This window comes from Acidovorax sp. A79 (assembly GCF_041154505.1).
GTDB lineage: Bacteria > Pseudomonadota > Gammaproteobacteria > Burkholderiales > Burkholderiaceae_C > Acidovorax.
This window is the reverse complement of record NZ_AP028672.1, coordinates 4756838-4769864: the sequence shown is the minus strand read 5'-3', so window position 1 is coordinate 4769864 and position 13027 is coordinate 4756838. Positions and strand designations below refer to the sequence as shown.

Annotated in this window: 12 protein-coding genes; 8 read left to right on the top strand and 4 right to left on the bottom strand. The window is 70.8% G+C overall.

The window, feature by feature from the left end; translation table 11 throughout:
- Positions 1–99: 99 nt before the first annotated feature.
- The 3 genes from ACAM51_RS21910 to ACAM51_RS21900 are packed head-to-tail and all read right to left on the bottom strand — an operon-like array spanning position 100 to position 3776.
- Positions 100–891, bottom strand: coding sequence for a xanthine dehydrogenase family protein subunit M (locus tag ACAM51_RS21910; protein ID WP_218341663.1), 792 nt, complete (start codon positions 889–891; stop codon positions 100–102).
- 11 nt (positions 892–902) lie between these two features.
- Positions 903–3290 carry a xanthine dehydrogenase family protein molybdopterin-binding subunit gene (locus ACAM51_RS21905; protein ID WP_369641848.1) on the bottom strand — a complete coding sequence of 796 codons (2388 nt, stop codon included), beginning with the start codon at positions 3288–3290 and terminating at the stop codon, positions 903–905.
- Between the two features lie 15 nt (positions 3291–3305).
- Positions 3306–3776, bottom strand: a complete 471-nt coding sequence (locus tag ACAM51_RS21900) for a (2Fe-2S)-binding protein (protein WP_218293798.1) — start codon at positions 3774–3776, stop codon at positions 3306–3308.
- Positions 3777–3981: 205 nt separating this feature from the next.
- On the opposite strand from ACAM51_RS21900, the gene ACAM51_RS21895 reads away from it, so the two are divergent.
- On the top strand, positions 3982–5163 hold the full coding sequence (locus ACAM51_RS21895; RefSeq protein ID WP_369641847.1) for a helix-turn-helix domain-containing protein: 1182 nt from the start codon (positions 3982–3984) through the stop codon (positions 5161–5163).
- A gap of 169 nt (positions 5164–5332) precedes the next feature.
- Here the strand turns inward: ACAM51_RS21895 and ACAM51_RS21890 are convergent, their stop codons facing one another.
- Entirely contained in the window at positions 5333–6148 is an 816-nt protein-coding gene (locus ACAM51_RS21890; protein ID WP_369641846.1) for a TOBE domain-containing protein, read from the bottom strand.
- Between the two features lie 249 nt (positions 6149–6397).
- Between ACAM51_RS21890 and modA the strand changes: the two genes are divergently transcribed.
- The 7 genes from modA to ACAM51_RS21855 all read left to right on the top strand — a co-directional run bounded on the left by modA (position 6398) and on the right by ACAM51_RS21855 (position 13018).
- The gene (gene modA, locus ACAM51_RS21885; RefSeq protein WP_218341667.1) at positions 6398–7165 is read left to right on the top strand and encodes a molybdate ABC transporter substrate-binding protein; all 768 of its coding nucleotides are present in this window, start codon (positions 6398–6400) and stop codon (positions 7163–7165) included.
- A gap of 75 nt (positions 7166–7240) precedes the next feature.
- Positions 7241–7924: a molybdate ABC transporter permease subunit gene (gene modB / locus ACAM51_RS21880; RefSeq protein WP_218293791.1), complete on the top strand. Its 684-nt coding sequence runs from the start codon at positions 7241–7243 to the stop codon at positions 7922–7924.
- An 11-nt stretch (positions 7925–7935) separates the two neighbouring features.
- The gene (gene modC, locus ACAM51_RS21875) at positions 7936–9039 is read left to right on the top strand and encodes a molybdenum ABC transporter ATP-binding protein (RefSeq protein ID WP_369641845.1); all 1104 of its coding nucleotides are present in this window, start codon (positions 7936–7938) and stop codon (positions 9037–9039) included.
- 95 nt (positions 9040–9134) lie between these two features.
- The gene (locus ACAM51_RS21870) at positions 9135–10841 is read left to right on the top strand and encodes an EAL domain-containing protein (protein ID WP_369641844.1); all 1707 of its coding nucleotides are present in this window, start codon (positions 9135–9137) and stop codon (positions 10839–10841) included.
- Positions 10842–11010: 169 nt separating this feature from the next.
- Complete coding sequence (locus ACAM51_RS21865; protein ID WP_369641843.1) at positions 11011–12147, top strand: saccharopine dehydrogenase family protein; 1137 nt, start codon at positions 11011–11013, stop codon at positions 12145–12147.
- Positions 12147–12545, top strand: coding sequence for a DoxX-like family protein (locus tag ACAM51_RS21860; RefSeq protein ID WP_218294431.1), 399 nt, complete (start codon positions 12147–12149; stop codon positions 12543–12545). Before ACAM51_RS21865 ends, ACAM51_RS21860 begins: the two co-directional genes overlap by 1 nt.
- Entirely contained in the window at positions 12542–13018 is a 477-nt protein-coding gene (locus tag ACAM51_RS21855) for a DUF2269 family protein (RefSeq protein ID WP_369641842.1), read from the top strand. Before ACAM51_RS21860 ends, ACAM51_RS21855 begins: the two co-directional genes overlap by 4 nt.
- Positions 13019–13027: the final 9 nt, after the last annotated feature.

Genomic DNA, 13027 nt, shown 5'->3' with positions numbered 1-13027 from the left:
AATAGCTACCAGCGCTTGACAGACAAGCGCTGGAGGCCAATTTCATTCAAACACCCGCTCCTGGATGCCGGACAGCGGCAGCGGGCACTCTCCCGCCCGTCAGCCCAGCATCTGCGCCACCGCCCGCTGGGTCTGCACGCTGATGAGGTTGGCGCGGTAGGCCGCGCTCGCGTGGATGTCCGCGTTGAGATCGCCCGCGTCAATCCTGACCGCCGCCGCCGATGCGGGCGTGAAGCTCTGGTTCAGCGCGGCCTCGAGCCCCGCGTGCCGGAACACGCTGCTGGCCGCACCCGTCACCGCCACGCGCACGCCGCCATCGGTCTGCGCCACGAACACGCCCACCAGCGAGAAGCGCGATGCCGCCTGCTTGAACTTCAGGTAGGCCGCGCGCTTGGGGATGGGGAAGCGGATGGCGGTGATGATCTCGCCCTCTTCCAGCGCCGTGGTGTACATGCCTACGAAGAAGTCGTCGGCCGCGATCTCGCACTGGTTGGTGACGATGGTGGCGCCCAGGCCCAGCACGGCGCTGGGGTAGCAGGCCGCGGGGTCGTTGTTGGCCACCGACCCGCCCAGCGTGCCCCGCGCGCGCACCTGCCGGTCGCCGATGTGCGCGGCCAGGTCGGCCAGCGCAGGGATGGCGCTTTGGACCTCTGCACTGTTGGCCACGTCCATGTGGCGCGTCATGGCGCCGATCACCAGCGCATTGCCCTCGCGGCGGATGCCCGCCAGCTCGGGAATACTGTTCAGGTCGACGATCTTCTCGGGATTGGCCAGGCGCAGCCGCATCGACGGCAGCAGGCTTTGCCCGCCCGCCAGCAGCTTGCCGCCCTGGGCGATGAGCTGCGCGGCGGCTGCGGTGGACGATGGGTTTTCAAAGGTGAAGGCGTACATGGTGTGTCTCCTCAGGCCTTGGCTTGTTGGATGGCTTCCCACACGCGGTGCGGCGACGCGGGCATGTCGAACTCCTTCACGCCCAGCGGGTGCAGCGCGTCGAGCACGGCGTTGATCACCGCCGGTGGCGAGCCGATGGCCCCCGCCTCGCCGCAGCCCTTGGTGCCCAGCGGGTTGTGCGTGCAGGGCGTGCAGACATGGCCCAGCTTGAACTCGGGGAAGTCATCAGCGCGCGGCATGGCGTAGTCCATGAAGCTGCCGGTCAGCAACTGGCCCGTCTCGCGGTCGTACACGCAGTTTTCCATCAGCGCTTGGCCGATGCCCTGCACCAGGCCGCCATGCACCTGGCCTTCCACGATCATCGGGTTGATGATGGTGCCGAAGTCGTCCACCGCGGTGAACCTGTCCACGCGCGTGCTGCCGGTGGCGGGGTCCACCTCCACCTCGCAGATGTAGGTGCCTGCAGGGAAGGTGAAGTTAGTCGGGTCGTAGAAGGCCGTCTCGTTGAGCCCGGGTTCGAGCTTGTCGAGCGGGTAGTTGTGCGGCACGTAGGCCGTGAGCGCCACCTGGCCGAACGGGATCTTCTTATCCGTGCCGCGCACCGTGAACTCGCCGCCGCTGAAGTCGATGTCGGCGTCGCTCGCCTCCATCAGGTGGGCCGCGATCTTCTTGGCCTTGGCCTCGATCTTGTCCAGCGCCTTCATGATGGCCGCGCCGCCCACGCTGATGGAGCGCGACCCGTAGGTGCCCATGCCGAAAGGCACGCGGCCCGTGTCGCCGTGCACGATGTCCACGTTCTCCACCGGGATGCCCAGGCGCGCGGCCACCACCTGCGCAAAGGTGGTCTCGTGCCCCTGGCCGTGGCTGTGCGAGCCGGTGAACACCGTCACGCTGCCCGTGGGGTGCACGCGCACCTCCCCGCATTCGAACAGACCCGCACGCGCACCCAGCGCCCCTGCGATGTTGGACGGCGCGATGCCGCAGGCCTCGATGTAGCTGCTGTAGCCGATGCCGCGCTTCAGGCCCTTGGCCTCGCTGGCCGCCTTGCGCGCCGCAAAGCCCGCCACGTCGGCCAGCTCTTGCGCCTGGTTCATGCAGGCGTGGTAGTCGCCCACGTCGTACTGCAGCGCCACCGGCGTCTGGTAGGGCCAGCTGGTGATGAAGTTGCGCTTGCGGATCTCGTCCTGCGACAGGTTCATCTCCCAGCCGCAGCGCGATACCAGGCGCTCGAGCAGGTAGGTGGCCTCGGGCCGGCCCGCGCCCCGGTAGGCATCGACCGGCGCGGTGTTGGTGAACCAGGCATCCACCTCCACATAGATCTGCGGCGTGGTGTACTGCCCCGCCAGCAGCGTGGCATAGAGGATGGTGGGCACGGCCGTGGCGAAGGTGGAGAGGTAGGCACCCAGGTTGGCGTCGGTGTGCACGCGCATGGCCAGGAACTTGCCATCCTTGTCCATCGCCATTTCGGCATGGCTCACATGGTCGCGGCCATGCGCGTCCGACAGGAAGGACTCGCTGCGGTCGGCCACCCACTTGATGTTGCGGTTGAGCTTCTTCGCCGCCCAGGTCAGGCACACGTCCTCGGCATACAAAAAGATTTTGGAGCCGAAGCCGCCCCCCACGTCGGGCGCGATCACGCGCACCTTGTGCTCGGGCAGGCCCATCACGAAGGCCGTCATGAGCAGGCGCTCGACGTGCGGGTTCTGGTTGCTCACGTACAGCGTGTATTCGTCGTTGGCCCGGCTGTACGAGCCGATGGCCGTGCGCGGCTCCATCGCGTTGGGGATGAGGCGGTTGTTGACCAGGTCGAGCTTCGTCACGTGCGCGGCACTGGCGAACACCGAGTCCACCGCGCCCTTGTCGCCGATGGCCCACTTGTAGCAGTGGTTGTCCTCGGCGATGTCATGCAGGCCCGCGCCCGCCACCTTGCCGGCGGCGGCATCTGCCACGCTGACCACGGCGGGCAGCACGTCGTAATCCACCTCCACCAGCTCGGCCGCGTCGCGCGCCTGCTGCTGCGTGAGCGCGACGACCATGGCCACGTGGTCGCCCACGTAGCGCACCTTGCCCTGCGCCAGGATGGGGTGCGGCGGCTCCTTCATGGGCTGGCCGTCGGTGCTGGTGATGAGCCAGCCGCAGGGCAGGCCGTTGATGTTGTCGGCCGCCACGTCGGCGCCCACGAACACGCCCAGCACGCCGGGCGCGGCCTTGGCGGCGTCCACGTTGATGCTGTTGATGCGCGCGTGCGCATGCGGCGAACGCACGAACACGGCATGGCTCTGCGCGGCCAGCACCACGTCGTCGGTGTACTGGCCGGCGCCGGTGAGGAAGCGGTAGTCTTCCTTGCGCTTGAGCGATTCGCCGATGTGCGGCAGCTTGGAAAAGTCGGATGCACCCATGGTCGTTCTCCTTTTTTATGCCGATGCCATGGCTTTTTGGCCGACCTGCACCGCGCGCACGATGTTCTGGTAGCCGGTGCAGCGGCAGATGTTGCCTTCGAGCAGCTCGCGGATCTCGCCTTCGTTCGCCTGGGGATGGTGCTTGCACAGGTCCACCGCGCTCATCACCATGCCCGGCGTGCAGAAGCCGCACTGCAGGCCATGGCATTCCTTGAACGCCGCCTGCATGGGGTGCATGGTGCCGTCCGCGGCGGCCAGGCCTTCGATGGTCTGCACCTCGGCGCCCTGGGCCTGCACGGCCAGCATGGCGCAGGACTTCACGGCGCGGCCGTTCACGTGCACGGTGCACGCGCCGCACTGGCTGGTGTCGCAGCCCACGTGCGTGCCGGTGAGCAGCAGGTGCTCTCGCAGCGCATGGACAAGCAGGGTGTTGGGCGGGACGTCAACGCTGGCAGCGCGCCCGTTGACCGTGAACTGGACTTGCATCTGGCTGTCTCCTGGAAGAGTTTTGGCTGGATAGGCCGTTGAATCTTCTGCCTGCCCCCCGGCCCCACCCCTAGGGAGAACCCTAGATTCACGGGAGTGCGCGCGGGATATTCTCAAAATGAAACATGTTGCGCCGCACACCGGCGCATCATGCGCACGGCGTTCCGCGCGCCGCTCCGCCTTCCACGTCCCAGGGGTCTGTCCGATGCTTTCCGCTGCACCGCCGTTGCCGGCCGCCGACCGCCACGCGCTGATCGCGCAGGCCCGCCATGCGCTGCTGGCCGATGGCGCGGCCCCCGCGCGCGCCGATGTGGAGCCCTGGATCACGCGATCGTGGCAGCGCTGCCTGGCCCAGGGCCTGCGCCCCGCGCAGCACGTGGCGTTCGACATGGTCAGCGCCCCCGCGCTGCGCCGCAGCCGGGAACAGAACCACCCCCTGCTGCAGGCCGCGCGGCCGGTGCTCGCACAGCTCACCCGTGCCATCGCGGGCATGCGCTACTTCGCCATCCTGACCGATGCGCGCGGCATCGTGGTGGATGTGCAGGGCACCTTCGACCGCCGCGACCCGCGCGCCCGCGCCATCGGCCGCGTGGGCATCGACCTCTCGGAGGCCGCGGTGGGCACCACGGCCATCGGCGCCGCGCTGGCCGAGCTGCAGCCCGTCTGGCTGCACCGGGGCGAACACTTCTTTGACGACAACGCCAGCTACAGCTGCGCGGGCGCGCCGCTGTTCGATCCGCACGGCCACTGCATGGGCATGCTCGACCTGACCGGCGTGGACGTGCCCGAGCGCCCCGAGCTGCGGCACCTGGTGGCGCGCTCGGCCCGCGCCATGGAAGACGCGCTGCTGCTGCACATGCCCCATGCGTTGCTGCTGCGCCTGAACTGGCCCGGCTGCCCTCTGGGCGCCGAAGGCGACGGCCTGGTGGCGCTGGATGGCGATGGCTATGTGATCGGCAGCAACAGCGTGGCCCGCCAGCTGCTGCCCCAGCCCCTGCGCGCGCCCGGCAGCCCGTTGCACTGCGGTGACCTCATCGCGCTGCCCTGGACCCTGCTGTTCGACGCCGCCCGCCAGCGCGGCGCGGCCAGGCCGCTGGATCTGCCCCTGTGGTCCGGCCTGCGGCTGCAGGGGCTGGCGCACCACGGCACGCGCGCGGCGGGTGTCCACGGCCTCGCGGCCGCGCCCCCGGGCGCGCAGGCCACCTTGCCCGCCAATGGGCCGCGCCTTGCCGGCGCAGCGGCCCCTGCGCCGCTGCGCGAGGCGGAAACCGCCCTCATCCGCCAGGCGGTGCAGGATGCCCGCGGCAACGTGGCGGAGGCGGCCCGCGCCCTGGGCATCAGCCGCGCCACCGTGTACCGCAAGCTGGGGGCACCGAGGGGGCACTGAGGGCGGGTCTTCGGGCCCGGCACGCAGGCAGCCAGGCCCGGCACAAGGACTGCGTTCATGCACGAAAAGCCGCACCGCGCTTGTCACACAAGCGGCTGCAGCTATTCAAACAATAGCAATCCCGGCAGCACGCCTGTCGGCGGCCCCCAGCGGCCGCCCTGCACCCGCCTCAGACCTCCGCCAGGGCCAGCACCACCGCGCTGTCATCAACGACCAGCACCACCTTGCTGCCGGCGCGCAGTCCGCTGCCCGCGGGGGCAAAACCCACCATCCGCACCCCCGCGGCCAGTTCGGCGGACACCTCGTCGCCCGACGCGCCGCGCACCACGCGCACCGCCCTGGCCGGCAGGCGGCAGCGGGCGGGTTCCTCCGTCCCCTGCGTGCCGGTCTCGGTGCACGGGCCCGCCAGGCGTTCCACCCGCACCGCCGTGGCCTTGCACAGTGCCTGCACCGCCAGCCCGGGCCGCAGGCCCAGCAGTTCGGCGCTCTCGCGCGTGATCCGCGAGATGAGCACGGCCGCCGCCGGGGCGCCCCCCCCGCCCTCCCCGGTCTCCAGCGCCAGGTGCACCCGCACGATCTGCCCCTGCACCTCCAGCCGCCGCACCACGCACGGCCACTGGTTGCGCATGCTGGTGCGCACGGCCAGCCGCGCCAGCGCGGGCCCGGCATGGGGCGTGGCCTGCCAGCGCGACAGCACCGCGCCGCGCGCCTGGGCCATGGCATCGGCGGCGGCGAGCAACTGCTGCCCCGCCTCGGTCAGCCGCGCCCCGCCGCCCCCCGCCCCACCCACGGCCCGCGCCACCAGCGCGCTGCCCGCGAGGTTGGTCAGGGTGTCCACCGCCTGCCAGGCCGCCTTGTAGCTCACCCCCACCACCCGGGCCGCCTGCGAGATCGAGCCCGTGGCGCCGATCTGCCGCAGGATGTCGATGCGCTTGTCGGTGAGGGCGTGGGTCAGCGCGGAAGAAATGGAAAGGGAGGAAGGCATGGTGAAGATCGGATTGGTGGCCAGGGCCGGCATGGGATTCTGACCGGACGGCGCACCGCCCCCGCCCCGCCTTCGCGCCCCGGCGCAACGCGGCAGTGGCAACGGGCCCGCCTGTTGACCTGGCGCAGGGACATCTCTCGCCAGCACATGTCCGGGGCGCGTTTTTTTCTGCCGCCAGGCGCCGGGCCGCCGTGGCTTCATATACTCTCGCTATTCCATTAATGAATAGCGCACCTGCGCCACGCCGCCATGCCGTTCCGCTTCATTCCTGTGCCCCGCTCCCTTGCCGCCACCGCCATCTGCCTTGCGATGTTTCAGGCCGCCCATGCCGACAGCGTGTCGGTCGCCGTGGCCGCCAACTTCACCGCCCCCATGCAGAAGATCGCCGCGGCGTTTGAGGCCGACACCGGCCACAAGGCGGAGCTGTCCTTCGGCGCCACGGGCAAGTTCCATGCACAGATCACCAACGGTGCGCCGTTCCAGATCCTGCTGGCGGCCGATGACACCACCCCCGCCAGGCTGGAGAAGGAAGGCAAGGCCGTCGCCAACTCGCGCTTCACCTATGCCATCGGCACGCTGGTGCTGTGGAGCGCGCAGCCCGGCACCGTGGACGCTCAGGGCGCCGTGCTCAAGACCGGCGACTTCAAGCACCTGGCCATCGCCAACCCCAAGCTTGCCCCCTACGGCCTGGCCGCGATGCAGGTGATGGACAAGCTGGGCGTCACCGCGCGGCTGCAGCCGCGCTTCGTGCAGGGCGAGAACATTGCCCAGACCTACCAGTTCGTCTCCACGGGCAACGCGCAGCTGGGCTTCGTGGCGCTGTCGCAGGTGATGGCCGATGGCAAGATCACGGGCGGGTCCGCATGGCAGGTGCCGGCCGAACTGCACGAACCCATCCGCCAGGACGCGGCCCTGCTCACCCCCGGCAAGGACAGCGCCGCCGCCGCGGCACTGCTCCAGTACCTGCGCGGCGACAAGGCACGCGCCATCATCAGGTCCTACGGCTATAGTTTCTGAGCCGGCGGCCCGCACGCGCCGGCGCCGCAGCCCCGGCGATTTCCCTCCACCTCCCCATCCGCTTTTCAGCTATCCATGCCTTTTTCCAGCGCCGACCTTGCGGCCATCGGCCTCACGCTGCGCCTGGCGGGCACCACCATGGCACTGCTGCTGGTGCTGGGCACGCCGCTGGCCTGGTGGCTGGCGCACACGCCGTCGCGCTGGCGGGGCCCGGTGTCGGCCGTGGTGGCGCTGCCGCTGGTGCTGCCGCCCACGGTGATCGGCTTTTACCTGCTGGTCACGATGGGCCCCCACGGCCCGGTGGGCCAGTTCACGCAGTCGCTGGGGCTGGGCACGCTGCCCTTCACTTTCTGGGGGCTGGTGGCGGGCTCGCTCATCTACTCGCTGCCCTTCGCGGTGCAGCCGCTGCAGCACGCGTTCGAGGCCATCGGCCAGCGCCCGCTGGAAGCCGCCGCCACGCTGGGCGCCGGGCCCATGGACCGTTTTTTCACCGTGGCGCTGCCGCTCGCGCGCCCGGGCTTCGTGACCGCCGCCATCCTGAGCTTCGCCCACACGGTGGGCGAGTTTGGCGTGGTGCTGATGCTGGGCGGCAACATCCCCGGCGTGACGCGCGTGGTGTCCGTGCAAATTTACGACCATGTGGAGGCGCTGGAATACACGCAGGCCCACTGGCTGGCCGGCGGCATGGTGCTGTTCTCGTTCGTCGTACTGCTGGGGCTGAACCTCACGCGGCACCGGCCGGCGTCCATGGTGCAATGAGGGCCGGCGCGATGGCACCCCAGGACGAGACGCTCCCCCCGCAGATCACCGCCCGGCTGAAGCTGGAGCGCCCCGGCTTCACGCTGGACGTGGACCTGCGCCTGCCGGGGCGTGGCGTGACGGCCCTGTTCGGGCCCTCGGGCTGCGGCAAGACCACCTGCCTGCGCGCCATCGCGGGGCTGGCGCGGGCGCAACCGGGCCGGGTGGAAGTCAACGGCGAGGTGTGGCAGGACGATGCGCTGCGGGTCTGGCGCGCCACGCACGAGCGCGCGCTGGGCTATGTGTTCCAGGAAGCCAGCCTGTTCGACCACCTGAGCGTGCGCGGCAACATCGGCTATGGCCTGCGGCGTACGCCCGCCGCGCGCCGCAAGGTGGCGCTGGAGCAGGCCGTGGAGCTGCTGGGCATCGGCCCGCTGATGGACCGCAAGCCCCATGCGCTGTCGGGCGGCGAACGCCAGCGCGTGGCGATGGCCCGCGCCCTGGCCACCAGTCCGCGCCTGCTGCTGATGGATGAACCCCTGGCCGCGCTGGACGCACAGCGCAAGGCCGAGGTGCTGCCTTACCTGGAGCGCCTGCACCGCACGCTGGACATCCCGGTGCTCTACGTCAGCCACTCCATCGACGAGGTGGCCCGGCTGGCGGGCCACATGGTGCTGATGCAGGCGGGCCGGGTGCAGGCCCAGGGCAGCACCCACGAGCTGATCGTCAGGCTGGACCTGCCCCTGGCCCATGGCGATGCGGCGGCCACGGTGATCGACGGCGAGGTGCTCGGGCACGACCCGGACGACCATGTCACCACGGTGGCGTTCGCGGGGCGGCGGCTGCTGCTGGTGAGCCCGGTGGCGCGCGCGGCCGGGGAGCCCATCCGCCTGCGCGTGCAGGCACGCGACGTGAGCCTGGCGCTGGCCGAACCGGCACACACGAGCATCCTCAACGTCCTGCCCGCCACCGTGGCCCAGGTCGCCGAGGACAGCCCCGGGCAGCTCATGGTGGCGCTGGATCTGGGGCCCACGCGGCTGCTGGCGCGCATCACCCAGCGCTCGGCCCAGGCACTGGCGCTGGCGCCCGGCAAGGCGGTCTTCGCGCAGGTCAAGGGCATCGCCATCGTCAACTGAGTGTCGGACAGCCGACACTGTCCAGGGATGTGCCGCGAGGCGCCGGACCGGCCGCCCAACGGTCGTATGATGCCCCTCCACAACGAGGGCGGGACATGGTGGTTTCAATCTGGCACAACGCAGCGCAGGCGTTCGCGGTGGGGTTTCCGCCGCTGCTCCAGTGCCTGCTGTTCTGGCTGTTCGCGTCGCTGGTGGTGCATGTCTGCCAGCGGCTGGTGGAGCACACGGCATTTTCGGTCGATCCGTCCAGCCGGCGCATCAGCGCGTCGCACGCGGCCCTGTGCATCGGCTGCATCGTCTGGGCGCTCGATGTGGTCGGCCTGTTCATGTATGCGGAACTGGCGCACCACGCCGAGGCGCTGGACCTGGTGCCCGCCCTGAGCGGGCTGATCATCATGGTGGTCAGCGCGCGCCTGACGATTCCCACGCTCAGCACCGGTGCCAGCAAGGCGCGCATCGCGGTGGCGGGGCTGTGCCTGGCCGTCGGCATGCTGGTGGCGCATTTCACGATCACGCGGGACCAGGTGCAGGACTTCGCCTCGGTGAACTGGACGGCCATCGCGCTGGCCTTCGCCATCGCCATGGGCATCGCCACCGTCACGTCCATGCGCCACCGCTCGGCCAGGCTGAGCGTGCTCACCCCCCGCTACCGCCGCCAGTCGTGGGAGGAGAAGGTGCTGTGCGGGGCCGCGATCCTGCTGCTGCACTGGCTGCTGGTCAACACCTTTGCCCTGCACGCCCGCACGCCACGCGGCGAACCCGAGAGCCATGCGCTGCTCGGCATCGTGCTGGTGTTCGGCATCGCCCTGGCCATGGAACAGCTGAGCAACATGCGGTTTGACACCGGCCGCCAGCAGTTGCTGCGCAGGGGCCTGTCGATGATGCGGGTATCCAACATGGCCCAGAACCCCGAGCGCGACATGCAGCTGTCGCTCATCGCCGACCACCTGCCCAGCCTGCTGCGGCCGCAACGGCTGGCGCTGCACTTCCAGCCCATCCTGGACTTCCGGCAGCAGGGCGTGCAGTTCGAGGCGCTGCTGCGCATCACCGACAAGACCCTGGGGCCCATCAACCCCGAGATGTTCCTGCTGGTGTGCGAACTGCAGGGCCGGACGGTCGAAGTGGACCGCACCATCCTGGCCAACGCGCTCGACTGCGTGAAGTCCTGGCAGGCCCAGGGCCTGCACGACGTCACCATCAGCGTGAACGTGGCGCCCCTCACGCTGCTGGAAGACAGCTTCGTGCCCTGGCTGCGCGGCGAACTGGCCCAGCGCGCCCTGCCGCCCCGCGCGCTCAAGCTCGAGCTGACGGAGCACGCCATCATCGCGCTGGGCGCGCAGATGGTGGCCGCGATGCAGCGCCTGCGCACCCTGGGCGTGGCGGTGGTGATGGACGACTTTGGCACGGGATACTCGTCATTGGGCATGCTGGCCGACCTGCCGATCGCCGGCATCAAATGCGACCGCCTGTTCGTGCAGCAGCTGCCGCAGGACCGGCGCCGCCAGTCGCTGCTGCGGCACATCGGCACGCTGGCGCAGGAGTTTGGGCTGTCCGTGGTGGTGGAGGGCGTTGAAACGGCAGAGGAACTGCGCATCCTGCGGTCGGTGGGCCTGCACGGCATCCAGGGCTATGTGTACAGCCGCCCCATGCCCGCGGCGGACGTGCCCGCCTGGCACGAAACGCAGATGCAGCCCCGGCGTGCCGCGCTGCAGGAGCTGGTGCCCGCGAAGGGTACCGCGACGGCGGCGCGCGCGCCCACGGCCTCCGCGCGGGGCCCGGCGCCCTGGGTGCCCGGAACATGACCACCCCCAAGGCGCCCCCCCCGCACCCCCCGCACCCCACCGCAACCGCGCGGGAGCGCGCCAGCAGGGAATGCGAACGCACCGCGCGCCGCCGGAAACACCGCCAGCCACCCGGCCTGGCGCCTGCCCTTCTCCTTTCACCCCCTCTTCTCCTGGACATGCACCACCCGTGACGGCACTCACCACCCTGGTCCTCGGCGGCTACGGCAACTTCGGCGCGCGCATCTGCCGCGCGCTGGCCGGCGACCCCGCCACGGCGCGCCACGTGGCGCTGCTGGTGGCGGGCCGTGACGCGGCACGCGCCCAGGCGCTGGCCGGCACGCTCGGGCATGGAGCCCGGGGCGTGGCGCTGGACCACCAGGCACCCGGCCTGGCCGCCACGCTGCGCCAGTGGGGCGTGGGCCTGGTCATCCACACGGCCGGGCCGTTCCAGGCACAGGGCTACGGCGTGGCCCGGGCCGCCGCCGAGGCGGGAGCGCACTACGTCGACCTGGCCGACGGCCGCCGATTCGTGTGCGATTTCCCTGCCGCCATGCACGGCCCGTTCACCGCCGCGCAGCGCACGGCCGTCACGGGCGCCAGCACGGTGCCGGCGCTGTCCTCGGCCGTCATCGACCACCTGTGCGCGGGCTGGCAGCGCATCGACAGCATCGACATCTGCATCGCCCCCGCGCAGCGCGCGCCGCGCGGGCAGGCCACGCTGGCCGCGGTGCTGAGCTACTGCGGCCTGCCCATTCCCGTGTGGGAGGGCGGGCGCTGGCAGCCCCGGCGCGGCTGGGCGCAACCCAGCCGCGTCCAGTTCCACCGCCTGCGGCCGCGACTGGGCGCGGTATGCGACATCCCGGACCTCGAGATTTTTCCCGCGCACTACCGGGTTGCGGACCGCGTCACCTTCCGCGCCGCGCTGGAAGTCGGCCTGGCGCAGCGCACCTTCGCCGCCATCGCCGCGCTGCGCGGCTGGGGCATCCTGCCCCGCCCCGAGATGCTGGCGGGCCTGATGGACCACACCGGGGGCGTGCTCGATTTCCTGGGCACTCCGCTGGGGGGCATGGTGGTGCGCGCGGCGGGCACCGGTGCCCAGGGCCAGCCGTGCCGCCGGGCCTGGCACATCGCGGCAGACCACGACCACGGCCCCGAGATCCCCTGCATGGCCGCGATCCTGCTCGCCCGGCGGCTCGCCGCCGGGCATCCCCTGCCGACCGGCGCCCATACCAGCACCGGACTCCTCCCGCTGGAGGCCTTCGCCCCCGAATTCGCACGATGGGGCATGCAGACGGATGTGGTCGAGGAGCCCGCGCCACCATGATGGCGCCGCCGCAACACCGTCTGCTGCGCTACAGCCTGGTCGCGGTCTGGCTGGCCACCGCCTTCGCCAGCGTGTGGGAGCTCCACGGCCAGAGCCGCGAGCTGCTGGCGGGCCTGCCCAGGGCGTGGACCGACGGTGGTGCACCGTGGCTGCCCACCGCCCTCATCCTGGCCGGGGCCGCTGCCGACCTCGTGCTGGGGCTGTGGCTGGCGTTGCGCCCCGGGCGTTGCGCATATGCGGCCGCACTGCTTCTGATGGCCGCCATGACGCTGCTGGCCACGCTCATCCACCCCGCATGGTGGCTGCACCCCTTGGGGCCGCTCACCAAGAACCTGCCCATCGCCGCCATCCTGTGGGTGCTGCTGCAGGACACAACCACCTCGCCGCCCCCGCCATGAGCCTGTACCTCATCCTCAAGTGGATTCACATCGTCTCCAGCGTGCTGCTGGTGGGCACCGGGCTGGGCTCGGCGTTCTACCTCTTCTTCACCAACCGCAGCGGCAACGTGCAGGCGCAGGCCGTGGTCAGCCGCCTCGTGGTGCGCGCCGACTGGTGGTTCACCACCCCCACGGTCTTCATCCAGCCGGCCACGGGGCTGGCGATGGCCGCGATGGCGGGCCTGCCGTGGAGCACGCCGTGGCTGGCCGCATCGCTCGTGCTCTACGCGGTGGCCGGTGCGTGCTGGGTGCCGGTGGTGTGGCTGCAATTGCGCATGCGCGACATGGCGGCGGAGGCGGCGCGCAGCGGCAGCGCCCCGCCCGCGCGGTACTGGCGCTATGCACGCCGGTGGGAGGCGCTGGGCTACCCCGCCTTCGCGGCCATGGCGGTGGTGTTCTACCTGATGGTGAACAAGCCCGCGCTGGCGTTCTGACTATCATCG

Bases quoted from the DNA above. Each gene is read 5' to 3' on its own strand.
- ACAM51_RS21860 (WP_218294431.1), top strand. From the start codon at position 12,147: ATGGCGCCGCCGCAACACCGTCTGCTGCGCTACAGCCTGGTCGCGGTC.
- modC (WP_369641845.1), top strand. From the start codon at position 7,936: ATGGCACCCCAGGACGAGACGCTCCCCCCGCAGATCACCGCCCGGCTG.
- ACAM51_RS21870 (WP_369641844.1), top strand. From the start codon at position 9,135: ATGGTGGTTTCAATCTGGCACAACGCAGCGCAGGCGTTCGCGGTGGGG.
- ACAM51_RS21905 (WP_369641848.1), bottom strand. From the start codon at position 3,290: ATGGGTGCATCCGACTTTTCCAAGCTGCCGCACATCGGCGAATCGCTC.
- ACAM51_RS21900 (WP_218293798.1), bottom strand. From the start codon at position 3,776: ATGCAAGTCCAGTTCACGGTCAACGGGCGCGCTGCCAGCGTTGACGTC.
- ACAM51_RS21895 (WP_369641847.1), top strand. From the start codon at position 3,982: ATGCTTTCCGCTGCACCGCCGTTGCCGGCCGCCGACCGCCACGCGCTG.
- ACAM51_RS21910 (WP_218341663.1), bottom strand. From the start codon at position 891: ATGTACGCCTTCACCTTTGAAAACCCATCGTCCACCGCAGCCGCCGCG.
- ACAM51_RS21855 (WP_369641842.1), top strand. From the start codon at position 12,542: ATGAGCCTGTACCTCATCCTCAAGTGGATTCACATCGTCTCCAGCGTG.
- modB (WP_218293791.1), top strand. From the start codon at position 7,241: ATGCCTTTTTCCAGCGCCGACCTTGCGGCCATCGGCCTCACGCTGCGC.
- modA (WP_218341667.1), top strand. From the start codon at position 6,398: ATGCCGTTCCGCTTCATTCCTGTGCCCCGCTCCCTTGCCGCCACCGCC.
- ACAM51_RS21890 (WP_369641846.1), bottom strand. From the start codon at position 6,148: ATGCCTTCCTCCCTTTCCATTTCTTCCGCGCTGACCCACGCCCTCACC.